The 21,045-nt window shown below is 49.7% G+C and carries 17 protein-coding genes and 1 riboswitch; of the genes, 14 read left to right on the forward strand and 3 right to left on the reverse strand.

The features are described 5' to 3' along the window. Positions 1–41 precede the first annotated feature (41 nt). Positions 42–1,931, forward strand: a complete 1,890-nt coding sequence (locus BZG74_RS05320) for a sensor histidine kinase (RefSeq protein ID WP_162274003.1) — start codon at positions 42–44, stop codon at positions 1,929–1,931. Next, positions 1,928–3,685, forward strand: coding sequence for a putative bifunctional diguanylate cyclase/phosphodiesterase (locus BZG74_RS05325; RefSeq protein ID WP_077771668.1), 1,758 nt, complete (start codon positions 1,928–1,930; stop codon positions 3,683–3,685). The genes BZG74_RS05320 and BZG74_RS05325 overlap by 4 nt, the downstream gene beginning before the upstream one ends. A gap of 48 nt (positions 3,686–3,733) precedes the next feature. Here BZG74_RS05325 and BZG74_RS05330 read toward each other — a convergent pair whose 3' ends face one another. After that, positions 3,734–3,868, reverse strand: coding sequence for an entericidin EcnAB (locus BZG74_RS05330; protein WP_077771669.1), 135 nt, complete (start codon positions 3,866–3,868; stop codon positions 3,734–3,736). 127 nt (positions 3,869–3,995) lie between these two features. Next, positions 3,996–4,096: riboswitch (TPP riboswitch) on the forward strand. A gap of 61 nt (positions 4,097–4,157) precedes the next feature. Between BZG74_RS05330 and thiD the strand changes: the two genes are divergently transcribed. After that, positions 4,158–5,009 carry a bifunctional hydroxymethylpyrimidine kinase/phosphomethylpyrimidine kinase gene (thiD, locus tag BZG74_RS05335; protein ID WP_077771670.1) on the forward strand — a complete coding sequence of 284 codons (852 nt, stop codon included), beginning with the start codon at positions 4,158–4,160 and terminating at the stop codon, positions 5,007–5,009. Between the two features lie 114 nt (positions 5,010–5,123). Here thiD and BZG74_RS05340 read toward each other — a convergent pair whose 3' ends face one another. After that, positions 5,124–6,149, reverse strand: a complete 1,026-nt coding sequence (locus BZG74_RS05340) for a potassium channel protein (RefSeq protein WP_077771671.1) — start codon at positions 6,147–6,149, stop codon at positions 5,124–5,126. Between the two features lie 174 nt (positions 6,150–6,323). Here BZG74_RS05340 and BZG74_RS15930 point away from each other — a divergent pair, with 174 nt between their 5' ends. Both BZG74_RS15930 and BZG74_RS05350 read left to right on the forward strand, forming a co-directional pair. Next, complete coding sequence (locus tag BZG74_RS15930) at positions 6,324–7,424, forward strand: methyl-accepting chemotaxis protein (protein WP_316243042.1); 1,101 nt, start codon at positions 6,324–6,326, stop codon at positions 7,422–7,424. Between the two features lie 80 nt (positions 7,425–7,504). Further along, a complete protein-coding gene (locus BZG74_RS05350) occupies positions 7,505–8,407 on the forward strand; it encodes a homocysteine S-methyltransferase family protein (RefSeq protein ID WP_077771673.1) in 903 nt (300 codons plus the stop codon). A 177-nt stretch (positions 8,408–8,584) separates the two neighbouring features. On the opposite strand, the gene BZG74_RS05355 is transcribed toward BZG74_RS05350, so the two are convergent. Next, positions 8,585–9,445 (reverse strand): helix-turn-helix transcriptional regulator, encoded by an 861-nt coding sequence (locus BZG74_RS05355; protein WP_077771674.1) that lies wholly within the window; start codon positions 9,443–9,445, stop codon positions 8,585–8,587. Between the two features lie 142 nt (positions 9,446–9,587). On the opposite strand from BZG74_RS05355, the gene BZG74_RS05360 reads away from it, so the two are divergent. From BZG74_RS05360 to BZG74_RS05400, 9 genes are all read left to right on the forward strand, one after another. Beyond that, positions 9,588–13,070, forward strand: a complete 3,483-nt coding sequence (locus BZG74_RS05360) for a hypothetical protein (protein ID WP_077771675.1) — start codon at positions 9,588–9,590, stop codon at positions 13,068–13,070. A 5-nt stretch (positions 13,071–13,075) separates the two neighbouring features. Then, entirely contained in the window at positions 13,076–15,052 is a 1,977-nt protein-coding gene (locus BZG74_RS05365; protein ID WP_077771676.1) for a hypothetical protein, read from the forward strand. Between the two features lie 228 nt (positions 15,053–15,280). Beyond that, positions 15,281–15,811 carry an REP-associated tyrosine transposase gene (locus BZG74_RS05370; RefSeq protein WP_077771677.1) on the forward strand — a complete coding sequence of 177 codons (531 nt, stop codon included), beginning with the start codon at positions 15,281–15,283 and terminating at the stop codon, positions 15,809–15,811. Between the two features lie 239 nt (positions 15,812–16,050). Further along, positions 16,051–16,818 (forward strand): DUF3450 domain-containing protein, encoded by a 768-nt coding sequence (locus tag BZG74_RS05375; RefSeq protein ID WP_392397584.1) that lies wholly within the window; start codon positions 16,051–16,053, stop codon positions 16,816–16,818. Continuing rightward, complete coding sequence (locus BZG74_RS05380; RefSeq protein WP_077771678.1) at positions 16,815–18,164, forward strand: MotA/TolQ/ExbB proton channel family protein; 1,350 nt, start codon at positions 16,815–16,817, stop codon at positions 18,162–18,164. The genes BZG74_RS05375 and BZG74_RS05380 overlap by 4 nt, the downstream gene beginning before the upstream one ends. After that, positions 18,161–18,709, forward strand: coding sequence for a MotA/TolQ/ExbB proton channel family protein (locus BZG74_RS05385; RefSeq protein ID WP_077771679.1), 549 nt, complete (start codon positions 18,161–18,163; stop codon positions 18,707–18,709). The genes BZG74_RS05380 and BZG74_RS05385 overlap by 4 nt, the downstream gene beginning before the upstream one ends. Then, on the forward strand, positions 18,709–19,113 hold the full coding sequence (locus tag BZG74_RS05390; protein WP_046075609.1) for an ExbD/TolR family protein: 405 nt from the start codon (positions 18,709–18,711) through the stop codon (positions 19,111–19,113). The genes BZG74_RS05385 and BZG74_RS05390 overlap by 1 nt, the downstream gene beginning before the upstream one ends. Further along, on the forward strand, positions 19,113–19,745 hold the full coding sequence (locus BZG74_RS05395) for an energy transducer TonB (protein WP_077771680.1): 633 nt from the start codon (positions 19,113–19,115) through the stop codon (positions 19,743–19,745). Before BZG74_RS05390 ends, BZG74_RS05395 begins: the two co-directional genes overlap by 1 nt. Then, entirely contained in the window at positions 19,745–20,920 is a 1,176-nt protein-coding gene (locus BZG74_RS05400) for a tetratricopeptide repeat protein (protein WP_077771681.1), read from the forward strand. Before BZG74_RS05395 ends, BZG74_RS05400 begins: the two co-directional genes overlap by 1 nt. The last annotated feature ends 125 nt before the right edge of the window (positions 20,921–21,045 follow it).

A 21,045-nucleotide genomic window follows, 5' to 3' on the forward strand; every position in this document is an offset into this window, starting at 1 on the left:
CGCCCCAATCGATGGGGCGTTTTTTGTTTGAGGCGGGAAAAATGAACGAGCAATCAACCATGGATGGTAGGTGTGCACGCGGCTCGCAGGCTCACTACAAAGCGCTGGTTGACAGTGCGGCCGCCGCCATTTTAGTCATTGATGACCAAGGCATCATCCTTGATGCTAACCCTTTCACGCACACGCTACTTGGCTACGCGCAAAACCAGTTAGTTGGTCAGGATGTTGAGTGTTTAATGCCCCCTGAACATCAGGGCAAACATGGCCAGTACTTAAAGAAGTACCTGGTCACCGGCGAACCCAATGTGATTGGCACAGGGCGGCGTGTGAGCGCGCGGCACCGTGATGGGCGCCTGATCCCAATCCATTTGGCGGTGAGCGAAGTGTGGATCGATGAACGACGAGAGTTTATCGGCATTATGTCGGATTTAAGCGCACTCACTCATGCCCAAGCCACTGTTCAGCACGAGCGAAATCGGCTAAAAACGATCATCGATGCCATCGGTAATCCGGTGTTTGTCAGAGAATTAGGTGGTCAGTATGCCTTGGCAAACCGCGCCTGTTTACAAGCGGTGGGCGTTGATCATGTAAGCCAACTGGCCGACGCATTTGGTCGAGCACTCCCTGACGGCATGCGTGATACCCTCAACGCCCTCGATCACCAATTAACGGTCGACGGTGAGCCCGTCCACATAGATGTGACACTGCGCGATGGTCGCACCTTTAAGCTGGCGAAAACCCTGATCCACCACCTCGCCGGTGAGCCTTACGCCATTGTCACTGTGGCTTATGACGCCACCACACTCTTACGAGCGATGCAAGAGGCCGAGCGTGCCAACCAAGCAAAAAGTGACTTCCTATCAGCCATGAGTCACGAGTTACGTACGCCTTTAAACAGTGTGTTGGGTTACGCGCAGTTATTGCTTAAATCGCCCGATCCAACCCTTTCAGACAGTCAGCACCAGTATGTTGAACAAATCCACCAAAGTGGTCGTCATTTGCTGGCACTGATCAATGACGTGCTCGATCTGGCCAAAATTGAGGCCGGACAAACAGTACTTCATCTCACCTGGTACCCCGTTAGCGCATTGATCAATGATGCCATTCAAACCTTATCTCCGCTGGCGGAGCGACAGAACGTTAGCTTGAAAAATTGCTTGCCCGCGGAGCAAGAGGGTGACCTTTATGTGGATCCAACGCGGTTTAAGCAAATCTTGATTAACTTACTCAGCAATGCAGTGAAATATAACCATCCACACGGCAGGGTTTGGGTGGATGCGCACGCGCATCACGGCAATCTGACCATGACGGTGAATGATACCGGCATTGGCATTGCCGACGACCAGCTCGACGGCCTGTTCGAGCCCTTTAACCGTTTAGTGGCAGAAGACTCATTGATAGAAGGTGCGGGGGTTGGGTTGGCCGTCACGTATCAACTGGTGTCTCAAATGCAAGGTGAGATCAGGGTCGCGAGTCAACAGGGCAAGGGTAGTGCTTTCTCGGTGACCTTCCCTTATCGCGCGAAGCCACAGCCCTCTAAGACCGAGATTGCAGAAGCGTCTGATGCGAATATACGCCTCACCCAGCCACACCGAGTGCTTTATATTGACCAAGGTAGTCACCAGCAACGGCTAGTCTCTGATTGCTTTGAGGACTGGCCGCTGTTGACCTTGCACCATGCGCACGATTTTTCGTTGGCTGAGGCGATGACACATACGCTCTCCCCATCACTTTTTATCATTAATGGCAATGATTTAGCGCGAATGCCCGCACACTGGACGTGCTTGGTGGAGAATAAACCGCTGATCATCCTTGAGGTGGAAGGGCAAGCGCATAGCAGCGCCGCCACACAACACATACGACTACATCAGCCCGTATCGTCATCCGATCTTGCCGCGGCTATTCAATCGTTACTGGAGGACAAGGAATGATAAAGTCACCATCACAAGCGACTATTTTGATCATTGACGATCGGCGGGAAAACATTGACTTACTTACCGCGATGCTTGACCAAGCGGGGTACATGCACCTGATTGGGTTAACGGACCCCTGTGCGGTGCACGATCACTTGTCGCCGGTGCCCGATCTTATCTTGCTTGATATGCGTATGCCGCAGCGCTCAGGACTTATGGTATTGGACGATCTTAACCATGCCCTCGGTGAGCATTGCCCGCCGGTTATGGTGCTGACTGCAGATAACGATCTGAATTTGCGTAACCAAGCCTTGTGCCGCGGAGCGATTGATTACATCAGCAAGCCGTTTGATTATGACGAAGTGCTTCAGCGTATTCACAACCTACTGCAGCTACAGCTTAAAACATTGAAAGAACGTGACCAAGCTGCGCGTTTGCAAATGTTGGTGAACAAACAAACCTCCACGTTACGCGCCCTTTCTCTTACCCACCCATTGACAGGGCTCCCCAATCGTCGAGCCTTGTTAGATGCAGCGGAACGACAATTAATGCGAGGCTCCGTCACTGTGCTCATGATTGCGCTTGATGGGATGGAGGCGGTGACCCAGCACCAAGGGCACTTAATGACAGAGGCCCTGTATAAACACATTGCGGAGCTGCTGGCGAACAGTACGGTAGCGCGCTCGCATCGAGTGGGAGTATGGGATAGCTCGAGACTAGTGATGCTGATTGAAGGCGAGGGTGACGATGCGGCGCAAAAAGCGGCGAGGATTCACCGATTGATCAATGGGCACCACACGTTAGAAGGGCGGTTAATGTTCTTACATTGCCATATTGGGATCAGCCGCGCCCATTCTGAAAACGAGGATGTCGCCCAGCTTTTTCGCCAAGCGATTTTAGCCATTCCAACCAATGAGCAGCCTGTGGCTGAGTATCAACCTGAACTCGATAATAAAGCCCAGCGTGAGCATTTGATCCGTACTGAGCTTGGCGCTGCCTTGCAAAGTAACCATCTATCCTTAGTCTATCAACCTAAGTGGCGACTTGATGGGGGGCTGCTGGTGGGGGCCGAAGCATTACTGCGCTGGCAACACCCAACGCTCGGGGCGATAAGCCCCGCCGAATTTATTCCCATCGCTGAGCGCAGTGCCGATATGATGCAACTTGGCGATAAAGTGTTAATGATGGCACTGGAGGCGGTGGCGCAATGGCGGGCTCGCGCCCTGGTTGACGAGTGCTTTCATTTGTCGGTAAATGTGTCTGCCCAGCAGCTCCGTCATGGTTTTGCCGAGAGTGTGCTGGCTCGCTGCCATGCGACAAATATCCCGCCGGCCATTATTCAATTGGAAGTCACGGAATCGGCACTGATCCAGCAAATCTCGGTGGCATTGCGAGAGCTACAACAATTGCGGGAGGCTGGTATGCATATCGCGTTGGATGACTTTGGCACTGGTTACAGCTCATTGAGTTACCTTAAACAGTTACCCGTTGATTGGGTTAAACTCGACCGCAGTTTTATTCAAGACCTAGCCACTAACGCCAGTGACAAACACTTGGTGGGTAGCGTGATTGATTTGGCGCATGGGTTTGGTCATGGCGTGGTCGCCGAAGGGGTGGAAAAAGTCAGCCAGCAGCAGGTGCTGCAGACGATTGGCTGCGACCAAGTACAGGGCTTTTTATATGCAAAGCCGCTTGCTATAACCGACTTTGAGCACATTTTATCGCAAGGTAGACACGCGATGAACGCCGAGATCTCGCCTACCGCGCATTAAATGACGCCTCGGTGCGCTAGATTTGGCCCGCACCGAGGTCACTCTGAATCATTCAGTGGCTTCATGGACGGTTTCTTTGGTGTCCTCCCACACTTTTGATGAGTCTTCTTTTACTCCTTCCCAGGTGTTTGAGCAGCCGGCAGCAAATAAGGTGGTGATCACAAGCAATAACGATAGCTTCATAGGGACTCCTGTTTGCACATTTTTTGTCGCGCGTATTTTACGCATTACTTATCCTACTCGAACCTCGAAAAAGGCTCCAGCGGCGAATAATGCGCTTGCGCTTTGCTTGTGGGGTTAATATCCTGAACACAGTTAGTCGGGGAGCAAGTGATTGCTGAGACTGCGAAAGCAGGACCCGTAGAACCTGATCCAGTTAGCACTGGCGGAGGGAACTGACACGTTCAGCACACGAAGTGGCGCATTCTAGCTCGCTTTGTCTCCTTCCGCCCCTGATGATTAAGGGGCCAATATGAACCTATCTCCACCTGTTATTCTCACCATCGCCGGCTCAGACAGCGGTGGCGGCGCGGGCATTCAAGCCGATATTAAAGCGATTTCAGCGACCGGCGGCTATGCGTGCTCGGTGATCACCGCGCTGACCGCGCAAAACACCTGTGGCGTTGAGGCCGTTTCGGCGGTTGAGCCCGATTTTGTCCGCGCCCAATTAGATGCGGTGTTGTACGATATGCCGGTGCGTGCGATTAAAATCGGCATGCTCGCCAACCAAGCGATTATTCGCGAAGTAGCCGCCGTGTTAGCGCGATCGCCACACTTACCGGTGATTTTAGATCCCGTGATGGTGGCCACCAGCGGCGATTCTTTGCTCGACGAGCAGGCCATGACGGCGTTGATTGAAGCGCTGATCCCACGCGCAACCGTGCTCACCCCCAACTTGCCGGAGGCGGCGCGATTAACCGGTCAGCCTGTCCCTACCTCCATTGAGCAAATGCATGCGTTAGTCCCCGCCCTACGTCGGCTCGGCTGTCCTTATGTGATGCTAAAAGGTGGCCATTTACACCACGTTCCTGAAAGTGTGGATGTGTGGATTAGCCGAGATACTTGCCAAACCTTGAGCGCCCGTCGGGTTGAAACGGTTAATACGCACGGCACAGGCTGTACACTGTCTGCGGCGATGGCCTCTTACTACGCGCAGGGAATGACGCCCATTGAAGCGGGGCGCGCGGCGAAGCATTATCTCACCGAGGCCTTGGCGCATAGTCAGCAGTTAAAGGTGGGAAGAGGCGCGGGGCCTGTGCATCATTTTTACGCCTACCCAGTCGAAGCGCGTCATCACATTGCACAAGAAGCCTCGGTCGAATAGGCCGTTTTTTCACGAATAGGGCACGTAAAGCGAGTCCGCCGCTGCTAAAGTGAAGCGGCGGACTGCTCGGGAAAGGCTAACAGCCAGTGTCGCGTGTGATAAATGGTGTCCGAATCACGCCGCAGACCAATGCGGTAAACGCTCGGCAGCAATGTAGAACACGCGATCGCCGGGGGCGACGTCTGTTTTAAGGTTGGGGTTAAGGGTAATACCTTCACCTTTGTCGAGACCAATTAAGGTCGCATCGTATTCATGCTTTAATTGATTAAACAAGGTGCCGACGTCCGTGGCGCTCGCATCGGTGGGGTAACGCGCGCAATACTGTGTCATCCCTTGTGCGGTGCTTAATAGCTCGTGATGCAGCTGGCTGGAGCCCGGATCAACAGCGGCTTTCGCCAGCATTTCCACCGATACAGATGGCACACACTCGGCGTGTGGATAGTGCTGTTTTAATATTTGGCTGAGTGCATCATCTTGAAAATACGCGAGCAGATGCGCGGACGGGTTTTTGTGCGCGCAGAACAGGGCCGCTGACAGGGTAATATCGTCTTCTGGGTTATCGATAATAATACTCGCGGCACTATCAATACCTGCACGGGCAATGCCCTCGGCATCGGTAAAGCTGGTAACACGCACAAATTCCACCTCGCCGGGGAGCGGGTTTTCCATTTCGGGACGCACGCAAAGCACAATCGGGCGATCGCCATGCACACCGCTTTGTAGTAGGCGAATGAGCTGGATAGTGCGTTGACCATTCCACCCCAACACCAGAATATGATTTTTCACTGTAAGACTCCGTTTTCCTTGTAATCCACGTCGCCAATAATCGACCAACGCACTGGTTACATGCCCAATCACAATGGCAAATAGCCCTAGCCCGCCAGGAATAATCCAAAAGGCGGTAATCCACTGTCCTGCTTCTGTCGCTGGCGAATAATCGCCATAGCCGACGGTGGACGCTGTGACCATTAAGTAATAGATATAGCGACCGAGTGACTGGGTCATCTCGGTTTCACCCGCCCAATGCAACATCAGCCAGCCAATCACGCCGTAACCGAGAACCACCAATCCCAAAATACGCCCGTTTAAATGGGCAAAGTGACTGATAATCCAACGTTTAAAAAGCAACCAAAAGGTCATAGTGTTTCGCTCATTTTCTGTAGAGACGCCAGTATGGCGGGAATTATTATCGGTTTACAGTGTAAATCAAACGACTGGCGCAAAATGGATCACATTTCGTTCCGCTCGTCATACAAAGCCAATATTAAGCGCTAAAATATTATCAAAAGCTTAATGACTTGATTGGGAGTCAGCGTGTTTACATCTCGTCGTCAACTTGAACAAGAGCAGCAAAAACAAGTCGCTCTGCAGCAAAAAATTGAGCAGATTAACCATACCATCGACGCGCTGAATGCAGAGAAAGAGGCATTGCAGGAAGAGTTAGCCACCGTAGAGAAAAAACGCCAAACGGGGAAAGCGATTGATGCCAACTTATGCCACTTCGGTGACTCAATCAATGCGACACAATCTTCTCTGGCCACCTTGGCAGACACCATCAACGGTGAAAAAGAACGGGTAACGGACGTGAGCCATCAGGCGGCGTCGTGTGCCGAGCAAGTCAATGATCTTGCGCGTCACGTGCAGTCCTTATCCGCGCAATGTCAGCAATCGTCAGAAGCGATTCGTTCGCTCGATCAACATGCCCAAGAGGTGAGTGGCATTGTGAATTTAATTCGCGATGTCGCCGATCAAACCAATCTTTTAGCGTTAAACGCAGCGATTGAAGCGGCACGTGCCGGTGAGCAGGGTCGAGGGTTTGCGGTGGTCGCCGATGAAGTGCGTAGCTTGGCGGAACGCACAGCCAGTGCCACCCAAGATATTACCCAGCTGGTGGAGAAAATTCGTGCTGGGAGTGGGCATGCTTGCACACTCACCGATCAGCTTGCCAGTGACGCGATCGAATATAGCGAGCAAGGCCAACAGGTGGCCGATGCGATGGCCACGCAGAGTGAGCAAGCACAGCATAGCCGTACCACTATTAAAGCCTCTGCGCTGCGTGCTTTTTGTGAACTGGCGAAACTTGACCATATTAGCTTTAAATTTGCGATTTATCGCGTGGTGCTCGGCGAAGATAACATGAGCGCCAACGAAGTGACCGACCATACCCAGTGCCGTTTAGGTCAGTGGTACGACCGCGGCGAGGGACGACAGTACTTCGCCCAGTTACAAAACTTTAAAGCCATTGCCGCGCCTCACGAGCAAGTGCATACCCACGCGAAAGCAGCGGTGGCAGCGTTTCATGCTCAGCAACCCGAGCAAATGGTCACTGCATTAAAAGAGATGGAAAGCGCCAGCATGACGGTGATTGATAAGCTTGAACATCTCGCGATTGAAGGCAGTGAAGAGGTAGCGTAACAACGGGGTGTTAAATCGATAAGCACATGGTAACCTCAAGCTAAACTAAGGATAAATGGCCGAAGGAGGCTGAAGTTACCATGACATCGATAGCGTTACTCGATGGCGGCCTAGGGCAAGAAATTTATCAACGTGGGCCGGATGTGAGCTCGAAGCTTTGGTCGGTCGCGGTGATGTTAAAACATGCCAATATTGTTAAAGACGTGCACAAAGACTTTATTCGGGCCGGTGCGAAAACGCATACCCTGAATACCTACCCAGCGACCCCCACGCGTCTGGCCAAAGCGGGATTGAGCGACAAAATAGACATTATTTACCAAAAAGCGTTTGAGGCGCTGCAGCAAGCCGTGGATGAGACAGGTGCCGATGTCGATATTGCCGGCTGTTTACCGCCGCTGGTGGGCAGTTACCTCGGCCAGCCGCAACGCAGCTTTGACGATATGAAAGCCGAGTTTTCTCATATCGCCCGCCTACAGCCTCACGTGGATGTGTTTTTAATTGAAACCATGACCAACACCCTTGAAGCGCGTGCAGCGTGCGCCGCCGCCCGTGAACAAGGCAAACCGTTTGGGGTGGCGTTTCGGTTAGAGCCTAATGGCGCACTCCGCTCTGGCGAGTCGCTAGAGCAAGCTATGCACGCGGTCACTGAATATGCACCGACAGCAGTGATGCTTAATTGCTGCGACCCAGAAGTGCTTACCACGGCGATGCCAAAAATGGCGACCCAGGCCGACATTGTCGGTGGCTATGCCAACGCGTTTAAATCGGTGGAAGACATGGCCAAAGGCAGCAAAGCCGATGCCCTGCAAGCGCGGGAAGATCTCTCACCGTTAGTCCATACCGAACGCGTACAACAATGGATTGCCGACGGTGCCCTGGTGGTCGGCGGCTGCTGCGAAATCACCCCCGCCCATATCCGACACCTGGCACAAACGCTTGAGCAATCTCACGAGATCATCAAGTTTTCGCAGTTAGAGGATTAGGGGTTTTAACTCGTTCCCACGCTCCTGCGTGGGAATGCATACTGTAGCCGATGCACCACTCGTTCCCACGCGGAAGCGTGGACTGGGTAATAGACTATTGAGTTTTTGACTTACTGGATTGACCGACCCAACTATGAGTTATCTCAGTCATTCTTATTAGCGCGATATCTGGCTTGTTTAATAAGCCAGATACGGCATCAATTCATCCATATTGCCCACCACAATCTGCTGCCCTTGGGGGTTGTATTTTTGCATGTGTATATCGATGTTATACGCAATTAAAAGGTAATGAACGAGAGAGGCATTAGTGGGGATTCTCAGGGTGCCGTTGACCATGCCGTAATCTTTTTCTATCACCGCTTTTTGCTTATCGCTAAGACGCGTGTCCGGGGTCAGTTCGATAACTGCGTTCGTATTCCAAAGCGTATCCTCTTGTTTGCCCTGGGCAGCATTATCATTGATGTCTGGGATGCCATGGATGCGACTCAATACAAAATCACGATAGTCTCTTGCATACTCACAATAGGCGCGAACATGCCAGCGTAACGGGGTACAAACCAGCGTATGAGGCGAAATAATCCTTTCGACGAATTCACCATCTTTTAAGGATGTGTAGCAAATATCGACACGTTTTTTATCCCTAATGGCTTGAACGAGAGGCCGCAATACTTCAGGAGCAATATTACGTGTTACCGGACGGATCATTGCTGTATGTTCAAACCCCATGTCAAGGTCATCAAATGTCACGGTGATGTCGTCGCGGCGGGAAAGGATGTGAAGATACTCGTCGGCATGACCGGAAGTCAACTTGGGAGTAAAGCTCTCATTGGGTTTATAACCCTTTAAATGCTTATCGTAAACAAGGTTACCCGGTGCGATATCGGCTAGATAGGAATTAATATCTTTGGACGCTTGTTGTCGCCCGATACCAAAACTTTGTATCAAGTGATTGGTGGTTAACCTTCCCTCCCAGAGTGCAACGATCTCAATCATCCGGTATCGCAAGAGTAAATCCCACCGGATTGGCCATTTCTTCATTACTTAACTCCTGTCCAGTTACTCGACATGTTTATGTATTCAGTATTTACCTGTCTTTACTGACGACATAGTATTTTTTGGGCGTTTTTTCGTCAACTGAGCAGGCTGCTGGCAGGGTTGAAATAATATCGGAGCTAAGATAATGAGTGCATTGTTTGAAACTTACCTCGAAATGGCAGGACCCGAAACCTGTCAGTCAAAAGACGGCTTTTTGGCAATTATCGATGCCCAGACCGGCCTAGGGAAGACCTATCAAGCCACCGAGCTTCAGCTAGCGCACCTTATTGCGGATTCGAAGCTAACACTCATTTATGCGACCAACTTAAGAGTTAACGTGAAAGAAGCGTATGACGCGTTACTTGAGCGTGTTGACGATAAGGCGGAATTAAGTGATAAACAAAAACTAGAGCTGAAACGCAACATCATTTGGATCCCATCTCAAGATACAGCCATTGCCGCGTTATCAGAGCAGGATTGGGCAACGATATTCGGGCAGCTCGACGTACAACAACGAAAAGCGATCCAAAAGATACGCGATAAGGTCACTCTATTAGAACAGGCAAAAAGCAGCAGTAACACGTTGGTATTTGATGAGGAGCTGCGTGCTCAACACAGCAAAATCTTCTCTATGCTCAAGACATATTTGCAAGGTAAAGCGACCAAAGATGTCGAATTGAATGATGTTCTTGACCGAATATTCCCGGCACGAAGGGTTGACCAGGAAAAAACACAGGTACTCTTTTTAACCACATCCAAGTTGCTCTACCCTTGGCATAGCCTTAATAAAAGCTACAGAGTTAGCGATTTTCTTGATAACTCACTATTGATCCTAGATGAGTTTGACCGTCAGCAAAGTGAATTTCTAAACCACTTAATCAATACCGTCACTGATTACGACATTATCGACTTAACCCGAAAAATTTACGCGAGTTTTGACAGCTTCAAAATTCACGGCTCGCCAGAATTTAGGAATGTCGATCAGTGTTTTAATCGTTTCCGGCATGCGCTCGCTGATCATAAAGATAAATGGCATATCAACTACCGACCGTTTATCACCACTGCAACGATTCAACAGGGCAGCGAAAACCAAAACCGAGTATTCACACTCCTTTCCGACCGTATGTCTATTCATACCATTAACTTTGAGCACGAAGCGTTAAAGTCAAAGATTAATCATGAGTTAGGCAGTCATGAGATTGGTTCGGAAGGTAGCGAAAGTGCAATACAATTCGTTAACAATAGTGCCCGGCTTGTTCGGAGCTTTTGCAATGGCATGCTCAGTGCCATTCTTCAGCTGAAAAAGAACTTGGCGAAATTTGAAGACTCAAGAACTTACACCACAGAAAATCTGGTAGAGAAAATCCTCAACCACCTTGGGCTGGTGGATCTGACGCCAAATATTATGTCGTTAATTGCGGCCAGATTGAGCTTTAAAGTACAAAATGAGCATCGTGCATATAGCTTTCACGACAGCGGCTACGAAATTGCTAATATTGCTAAATACAGCGACACCGACAATACCGCCAAGGCGTCTACATTTGATTTGGCATTAACATCGACAGGCTTACTCGCTCATTGGGTGCTAGCTGGGGCAAAAGTCCTCGGTGTTAGTGCAACGGCTACCAGCCGCACGGCAATTCATAATTTTGATCTCGACTATCTCAGTGAAGTGCTTTCTGACCGTTTAGTACGTCTCAATTCCGCTCAGAAAGCGGCGATACAAGCAGAGTACTATGCAAAACGTAGATATGCAGAAAACCAGATTCTGATTAGTGTTAAGGGCATTTCCGAGCGTGTGGATTGGGGCGGTGTAGAAGCGCTTTATCAAGAATTCAAAAGAACAAAGTTGCATTCAGTGCTACTTGAGAATGAACTGTGTAAGCTTTTAAGCACGGACACTCAAGGCTTACCGTACTCTATTAAGAGAGCCAATAAGCTAGTCGAGTCAATCCGTCAGTTCTCTTTGCATCCAAGCAACCGATACCATTTTTGCATGATCAACAAAAGCTATAGGAATCATGAGTTCATGGATTTCATGAAGCGGGTGGGTGAGAAGTACAATGTGACTATTTTTGAAAATATTAATGCCGCTTCATTTAGAAATGACCAATTCCAAGCGATCTTAAAACGATTGGAGACCACAACTCAAAAAGTCGTCGTGATCACTAACTACCAGGCGACGGGGGCGGGATTATCGCCCTCATACACGATGAGAGATAATCATACATTAACTTACGTAGGCCCTGAGGGCATTAAACCATTCCAGCATAAAACCGATATTGACTCTATTTATCTTGAGCAACCGACGACATTGATTGGTCGTTTAATTAGCGACGACTTGGCGGTGGATGAGCGCGATCTAGCCATCAAAAAGAGTATTCACGATACCTTTATGCTGCATGAAAAGGGCATTATGGCCGCCAACGAAGCTAAATCGAAGCTCAAACCTCTCATTTCTGCGCGCGTGAATAATTCCGCCATTAGATCTCTGATCTCAAGTTATAAAAAGAGCGAAGATTATCGATATGCTGTTTATCGTTTTATCGAACAAGCGCTGGGCCGTATGTGTCGTACCGAGTGGAAGCAAAATCAAATCACCATTATGTATGACGCAGTTGCTGATTTTGTGGAAACCCTGGCAAAAGACAATCGCAATCTTTCTTTCCTTTCTCACGAATACCAAGCATTGGTGACGGAGATTAAGCTGCACTATCAAGCCAAAGAGCACCAAAAGCAGCAAATGTCCTATCACCCCCGGGCCTCAAGAAACTATGCCCATATACAAAGGCTTGTGACCAGCGTTTATGAACACCAGAATGAAAATTCGATTGGCCAGTACGAAAGGTTGCGTCAATGGATGCTGACAAAACCGACTCTGCCATCTTCGCCAATGGGAGAGGAAGTTCGTTACTACATCGATGTTCAGCACCCACTCGGCCAGTATCACTATCAAATTGATTATTCTGAAGAGAAAGGCATCACTGAAATTTTTATTAATCCAGCGGATGAATCTGGGTTACGCGAAGTATCGGAGGCGGCAGCTCGGCTTCCTTTGCTGATGAAGAACTCATTGGTGTCGGCGCATTTCGACGCCAATGGTTTTGCCACCACCTTTGGTAAGGCTCAGTTTGTATTAGCGCCAGCAATGTTTGATCTCTACATGGGAGCACTTGGCGAAGAAGCGGTAAGTGCGATCCTGATGGCATTTGGTTATCCATTGCATGCCATGCCAAGTGGATGCGTAGAGTGGTTCGATAGCTACATTGCACTCGGCAATCGAATTTTGTTGGTTGATGTTAAGCATTGGGACTTAGAGCTCGGATGTTTGGTTCACGACAACACTTTAGATAAATGCCAGGTCAAGCTGCAGCAAATTAGGAAAAACCCACCCGACGAGTTTGTAAATAAGCATCTGCAAGCTTTGTATATCAATACTATATGGAGTGGTGCAGGCGGGATCAATTCGCGCCAATACGAGAGTGAGGATAAACCATTTGTTGAGCATGTTATTCCAAATATCGCGGACGTGATTGAAATTCCTGGGATCATTGACCGAGAGTCGGGTACGAACAATGTTCCTCCCATGAATCAACTACTCGAATTATTAAACCAGTTTGCGGAGTGAAGCCGATGAGTCGAAGTTTAACCACACTGATTAACCTAACCTTTGATTTTGATGCGTTGAATCAAAAGTACGTAATCTACAAAGCCTCATTGGATAAGAGGGTTGGAAGTACTGGTTATGCACATCAACTGAGTCTTGTTGAACGAGTGGCTAAGCCCAAAGCGCTCATTAAACACTCAGGTTACTACTGGATACTTCGCGATCAACACGATAAAACCAAGCCGGAGTCGGCCGATATTGGCTTTGAGCGTGTGGCGTTTGAAGACTGTTCGCCTCTATTGTTAGGGCGCCTGTTTGTGCGAGCCCTTGGGAAAGTGGCGTCGAGTGAGTTTTTTTCAGGGCTTGGGGAAACGTTTCTCTTTGTAGAGCCGGAGAAGTTCTTTGAGCATACCGTGTACAAATGTATCAAGTTTGATCTTAAAGAAAGTGTGCGTTTTAACGCGTTATTCATCTCCATGGATGGAACCACATTCTCGCCAATAGAAACGGCGCACAAGCGCGCAAACACCATTGAAAAACTACCTAAGTTTGAATTTGACATGGAAACTGGGCTTTTGCGACGCAATCCGAAAGGAAATCTGATTGTTCACAGCCCAGGAAAAGGCAAATTTACCACCAATGCCATCGATATATCTGGTAAAGAGCTGATATCACTGAAAAAAACAAAAACGGGGGCTCTTTATCACTTTGTTGACCTGATGAATCATCATTTCTCTGGCTGCTTGTCGATGCAGCTAAAGTCTATTAAGGCAACTTGGCGCAAGCACTATAAAAAGTGTGATGTGGAAAACGTGTATCAACGCATTTATCAAGTGATTGATAATCATGGTGGTTTACAAGTGGTAAATGCATCATTGAAAGAGGAAGGGTTTGAGAGACTGAAACAGCAGCGATGGCCGGTAAAGATTGAATTCTTGGATTCTGAAGCGAGCATTGATGCGAGCAAACCTTTACTCGTGGTTTTAGACAGTCCCGAAGACTACGACAAAGCAGGGCGATCTGATCCCAAAGCAAGTTTCTATTCCGAACATAGAGTGACGCAAAGTATCTACAACGTCACAATTACTTCGGTACGAAACAAAACGAAAGGTAATGCACTGAGCCCGATCATTGATGCGCTAGTCAAAGAAATGGCTATTAAGCAAGAGTGCTTAGCGCAGCAGTTCTTCATTCAAGAGTTGCAAGGGGTCTATTGGTTTGTAGAGAGAGAAGATCCCCCATACGGCAATAAGGATCCAATCTTTCATATCTTAAAATGTCGCAACGGATGTTTTCAGTATGAACAACAAGATGCGTTTTACTTTGATGACCTTGGTATCGAACTGCCTGAGAAAAAACGTTATTTTGAAACGCTCAGTTATGTGATCGACATGGGACAGCAATCCCCTCGCATCTGCACCATCGTGCATGAGGAAATTGCGGCGATTCCCGATGCGGCACGGCTTTTTGAAGTATTGGAACATCTAAAGAGAAGCAACCAACAGGGCATAAGTCGTGTGTTTATCGAACATTTTCTTGCTGATGGTGCCTATAAGCAAGATCCCGTTTACGACAAGCTAGTATCAATGCTAAACACGCACCCTTTGCATGAAGAGTTTGACAAACAAGAGCTTAAAATTGCCAAGATTGGATACCGATCAACCGCAGAGAAAGCATTGGTTGACGGTTACTTTGAGCAAACAGGCATCATGCTCAATTATTCGATAAAAGGTGAACACAACGAATACCTAGAAGCTTTAACCGGACACTTCTATGACGCTGACCATTCTGCTTATTTTGTGGGCATTGAAAAAGGAGGGTTCAAATTTCATCGAGGTCAGTTCAACCACTTGAGATATCTAGAAGGCCCAGAAGACTTAAAACAAGTTTGTTTAACACTGACTCAAAGCTATTTCATCCGTAATAAGTTAGCGACAGTAAAACCTTTTCCTTTCAAGTATTTGGCGGAGTGTAAAGATAGATTCAAGTACAGTAATACATAGAAACTTGCCACTATACTGCATTGACGTCGTGAGATGGCATGGTTGCAATGTTCTCAATACGCCCACCAAGCCTATGCTGAGTATGCGCAAATTGTGTGGGCTTTTATCGGGAATGCCGCTACATATCCATAGTCTAGAAATGAGACACTCAAACAGTGTTAAAGCAGCCTGTATAGCCAATACCTCGTTCCCACGCTCCTGCGTGGGAATGCATATGGAGTTTTAACTATGGGGAGAAGCCGCTACAAAATCACCGAGCCTCACTTACCGCACTTCGTTACGTTGACTGTCCTACACTGGATCCCGGTATTCACGCGCCCGGACACCGTCAATATCTTGCTTGATGCTTTGCGTTTTTTAAACAAAGATGGCCTAAAGGTTTACGCTTGGGTAGTACTAGAAAACCACTGTCATTTGGTGCTGCAAGGTAAGGCATTGGATCATGATATTGCTCGACTTAAATCATGGACGGCGAGAAATCTGATTCAATACCTTGCTGAACGCAACGTTAAGCAAATTCTGGATCAATTGGCGTTTTATAAAAAAGCCCACAAAGGTGACCGCGCTTATCAGTTTTGGCAGGAGGGGGTGCATCCTGAATTGATACAAAGCGATGCCATGATGCGGCAGAAGATCGAGTACATTCATCAAAATCCGGTGAAGCGGGGCTATGTCGATGAAGCAGATCACTGGCGTTATTCGAATGCCAGAGATTACATGGGCATGTCGGGGTTACTGGAGGTTTGTCGTGAGTGGTAGCGAGGTAGGCATTCCCACGCAGGAGCGTGGGAACGAGTAATGAAATGCCCTATCCCGCTTTATAGTATTGTCATCTTATCGTGACTTGATATGAATAATATTCCCGCATCTCTGGACCTGCTAGGCTAGATTTTTACCGCTAAACTCGGTACATTGCACGCAAATAGAAACTATTCTCACTTTTATTTGTGGCAAAGCCACACCATCAAAGCATGTTTGCAGATATCACCATGATAAAATTGTCTTCATTTCGACTCGCGCTAGGCGTTGCGTCCTGTTTGGCGCTGGCCCCAACAGTGAGTGCGGATCAACTCGAAAAAGCGCAAGCCATCGAGGGAAACACCACCCAAGAGGCCGCGCAGTCACAGTCACGCATTAATCGGCATTCTGATAGCAGCTTGGTCATGCGCCAAGAAATTGAGCAGCTACAAGCGCAGATCAGTAACCTGGAAATCTATCGCGATCACTTGCAAAACTTGGTGGTCAATCAGGATAAAGAGGCGACCAGCCTGCGGAATCAAATCGACGAGATTAAAGACACTCGCCAAGGTATTGTGCCGTTGATGTATCGCATGTTGGGTGGGCTCGAGCAGTGGCTTGCGCAGGATATTCCTCTTAAAGCCGATCAACGCCAAGCTCGTTTGCAAAAACTGCAGGCGATGATGGGGCGTGCCGATGTGGCGGACTCGGAGAAATTCCGTCGTATTCTCGAGGCGTACCAGATAGAGCGAGACTATGGCAGCAAGCTTGATGCCTACCAAGATACCGTTGTACTCAATGGTCGAGATCACCAGGTCGATGTCCTCCATCTTGGCCGTATGTCGCTGGTGGCGCGTAGCTTAGATGGTAAGCAGTATTGGCTTTGGAGTGCCCGCGATGATCAGTGGGTTGAGTTGGATGCGAGTGTCGCAGACGCGGTGGATAAGGCTTTTGCGGTGGCGCAAAAGCAAATGGCACCGTCATTGTTATCTCTGCCATTAAGTGCCAACCAAGGGGTGAAATCATGAGCTGGAAAACCCTGATTACCGCAACCTGTTTTATCGCGATTGCGCCTTTTACCCACGCCGATGATCTTGTTGGGCAAACCCAACAGGCGCATCAACAGGCGAGTGAGCATAACCAAGCGCGAGAAGCACAATTCGCGCTGACCGAGCGTGAGCTACGTGAGAAGCTCAATCAGCTCAAAGCCACGCGCAACGCGTTAGAGGCGGAAACAGAGAAACTGAGTGACACCTTCAGCGATAACGAGCAAAAACTGGCGTCGTTAGAAGATAAGCTACGTTTGGAGTCGGGCAGTTTGGGTGAGCTGTTTGGTGTGGTGCGCCAAGCAAGTAAAACCATCCAGACTGACGGCGCGTCGAGTTATGTGGCAATCACTCAGCCTGCGTTTAATCAAACGGTGGCAGATATTGTGGCTGCCGATACCTTACCCTCGCTCAAGCAGCTTAATAGCCTGTGGCAGGGCATGCTCACGCAAATGCAAACCAGCGGTCAGCTGCAAACCCTTTCTTTACCTGTGGTGAATGCGCAAGGCGTGTCAGCAGAACAGTCGGTGGTGCGATTGGGTAACCTTGGGTTGGTGAATGAGCAAGGGTATTTAAACTGGCAAGCTGAACGACAAGTGGCTGTCCCTTACCGCGCGCAGCCTGATGACACGTTAACATCCGCAAAGCTTGAGCAAGCCGTCGCTAACGTGGGTGAGACCGTGCTTGTCGATCCGTCACGTGGCGCGTTACTTGGGCAGCTAGAAAACGCGCCAAGCTTAAGCGAACGCTTTGCGCAAGGTGGCTTTGTTGCCAAAGTGATCGCGACCTTACTGGCTGTCGGTTTGTTAATTGCGCTCTACCGTGGGGCAGTCTTGCTCTCGATTCACGCCAAAATGCATCGCCAGCTTAAACACCCAGAATCACCAGAAGATAACCCGCTTGGCCGTGTGCTGAAGGTCTATCATGATGCGCCAAAGCGTGATGTTGAATCACTGGAGCTGCGTTTATTAGAAGCGGTGGTGGATGAACAGCAAGGCTGTGAAAAAGGCCTCTCGATGTTGAAATTGCTTGCTGCGTTAGCGCCGATGCTCGGCTTGCTGGGGACGGTAACCGGGATGATAGAAACCTTCCAGGTGATCACCCAGTTTGGCAATGGCGACCCCAAAGTGATGGCAGATGGTATCTCGATGGCGTTGGTAACCACAGTGCTCGGCTTGATTGCGGCTATTCCGTTGCTGCTGGCGCATAACATCCTCAGTGGGCAAGCCGATCACATTCGTGGCATGCTGGAAAAACAAAGCATTAGCCTGGTGGCGGAACAAGCTGAAAACTGTGATCAGCGAGCGGAAACCGGACAAGCGGCATGATAGACGTCGAGTTATTCTCACAGCTTGGCCAGCAAGACATTTGGAGCACCTTGCGTCATTTTATGGCGCAAGGTGGGCCCGTGCTTTGGTGGTTAGGTGTGGTAGTAATGGTGTGCTGGGTGTTGGTGATTGAACGCCTGCTATATCTTTATTCACGGTTCCCCGCACAACGTCGCGCGTGGGTTGCAGCGTGGCAGGCGCGTACCGATCACCATTCTTGGCATGCACGCGCCATTCGCGAAGGCTGGTTGTTTCAAGCCCAACAGGATCTCGGTCGTTATCTTGGCTTTATTAAAGCCTTGGTGGCAATTTGTCCGATGTTGGGGCTGTTAGGCACAGTCACGGGGATGATCTCTGTGTTTGATGTGATGGCCAGTCAAGGCACCAGTGAGCCCCGTTTAATGGCCTCAGGTATTTCAATGGCCACCTTACCCACCATGGCAGGTATGGTGGCTGCTTTAGCCGGTATGTTTGCCCATGCCCGTTTAGTTAAAGCCTGTCAGCGCCGAGAAGTCGCGCTGCAGCAGGCGCTTCGGAGTCAGTAATGCGATTGATTCGAGCCCAAAAACAGCGCGAAGAAGCGCAGGTTGATTTAACCTCCATGTTGGACATTGTGTTCATCATGCTGATCTTTTTTATTGTTACCAGCTCGTTTGTGCGCGAGTCTGGCGTGGAAGTAAACCGCCCGGAAGCCAGCCACTCAACCAGTCAGAAAGAGGCGGGTATTTTTGTCGCGGTCACCGCCTCGAATGAGGTGTACATTGATAAGCGTCTTGTCGATGTGGAACGTGTCGAAGCGACGCTTGAACACCTATTGCTCGATAAGCCGGACGCCTCGCTGGTGATTCAAGCCGATGAGTTGGCCTACAACGGAACGGTAGTTGAAGTTATGGATGCGGCGAAAGGGGCCGGCATTGGCAGCATTGCGTTGGCCACGGAGTCGCCGTAATGAAGCGATGGCTAATCTCATTGCCGGCGGCGTTGATGGTTACGCTTGGCCTGTTTATGTTGATGGCGTTGATGGTCGGACAATCGTCTCAGCGGCCTCAGGACACGGCTGAGTCGGTAAGCATTGATATTTTCATGCAAGAGCCGGATACCGAGGTACAACGTCGCCAACGCAGTGTCCCGGAGCGCCCGACACCGCCAGAGGTGCCTAAACCACCGACGCCGGTCACGCAAACGCAGACACAATCCAGTGCTGCACCACAGCCGGATATGCCTAACTTGAATGTACAAAGCAATATTCAAGGCGTGATGGTGCAAGCGCCGTCGCTAGGCGATTTAAATGTCAGCACTGGGCCGAACAATCAGCAGGCGATGCCGCTATTTCGGGTCGAGCCGAATTATCCGCCACGCGCCATGCGACGCGGCCTAGAGGGGTTTGTGGTAGTGAGCTTTACCATTAGCCCCTCGGGACGTCCACAAGATTTGACTGTGGTCGATGCGAACCCGCCACGTGTTTTTGAGCGAGAGGCGTTACGCGCGCTTCGAAAATGGAAATATGAGCCGAAAGTGGTTAACGGAGAAGCCGTGGCCCAACCCGGTCAACAGGTGAAACTGGAGTTTAACTTACGCTAATGTTTAAACGACTCATTGTTACCTTGGTATTATTCACTGCGCTGCCAGTCGCTGCCCAGCTTTCGCCATCGGTGGCACGCTCGATTGAAAAAGCACAAACGTTAGAGCAAGACGCAAAACTGGGGGAGGCGATTGCCGTGCTTGAAGCGCTGTCTGCTGAACGCGCCTACGACAAAGCCTTTGTAAACCGGGCGCTGGGAGTGTTCTATTGGCAATATGGCAATAATGATAAGGCGATCGTCCATATTCAACGCGCGGTCGATAGTGAACAGTTGCAAGATGCGCAAGCCTGGCAAACCAAGCGTATGCTCGCTGATTTATTGTTGATTGATGGGCAATATACCGCTGCGCTTCAATACTACTATCCGCTTGCACGCTCGGTCCCCAAAAAAAAGACGGATCAAGCCGAAGACGTGTGGCTGCGGATTATGCAGGCGCACTACCAGCGTGAGCAGTGGAGTAAGGTATTAAGCGCCTATCCGGCGTATCAGGGCGTGGTAAAAAATAGGGCCAGCGTGTCGGCGCTATCGTTGAAGTTGGGGGCGCAGCTACAACTCGAGCAATGGCGCGGTGCGACACCGACGCTTAAAGCATTGTTGAAGCGCGAGCCTGACAATAAGCAATGGTGGCGCCAATTGGCGGCCAACTATGTGCGCTTGGAGCAGCCGAAAGAGGCGATCAGCACGTATTTACTCGCCAAGCGCAAAGGGATAGCGCTTGAACCGAGTGAGCAGCGTACGGTGGCGCAGTTGTATGCCAATGTGGGCGTCCCCGAGCGGGCGGCGACGTGGCTCAAACGCTTGCCTGAGAACGAACAAGATGCGCAAACGCTCGCGCAGCAAGCAAGTTTATGGCAGCAAGCGCGAGAATGGCCTCAAGCGGTTTCAGCTTGGCAATTGGCGGCACAAAAAGACAGTCAGTACCATTGGCAATTGGCGTTAATGCAAATTCAGCAAGGCGATTATCAGCAAGCACTTACATCGCTTGATAAGGCGGATAAAGGGGCGTCTGCCAAAGAGATCGCGCTGACAAAAGTGCGCGCCTACTACAAACTAAAGCAGTTTGACCAGGCGCTCAAGCAAGCACGCATTGCTAAAAAGATTGCCCCTGATGAGGCGGTAGAAAGCTGGTTAACGTTTTTGAAAAAGCGTCAGCAAATGCAGCAGCGAGGCTGATTAAGCCATAGGTAGCGAGTGACCTTGGTCGTTGCTCTGATATAAAAAAGCCCCAGCCTGATGAGACACCAGATAGCTGGGGCTTTTTTGTTTAAATGTTTTGTGTCTATCGCTTGCTATCCGCC

This window comes from Salinivibrio sharmensis, assembly GCF_001995985.1.
Lineage (GTDB): Bacteria > Pseudomonadota > Gammaproteobacteria > Enterobacterales > Vibrionaceae > Salinivibrio > Salinivibrio sharmensis.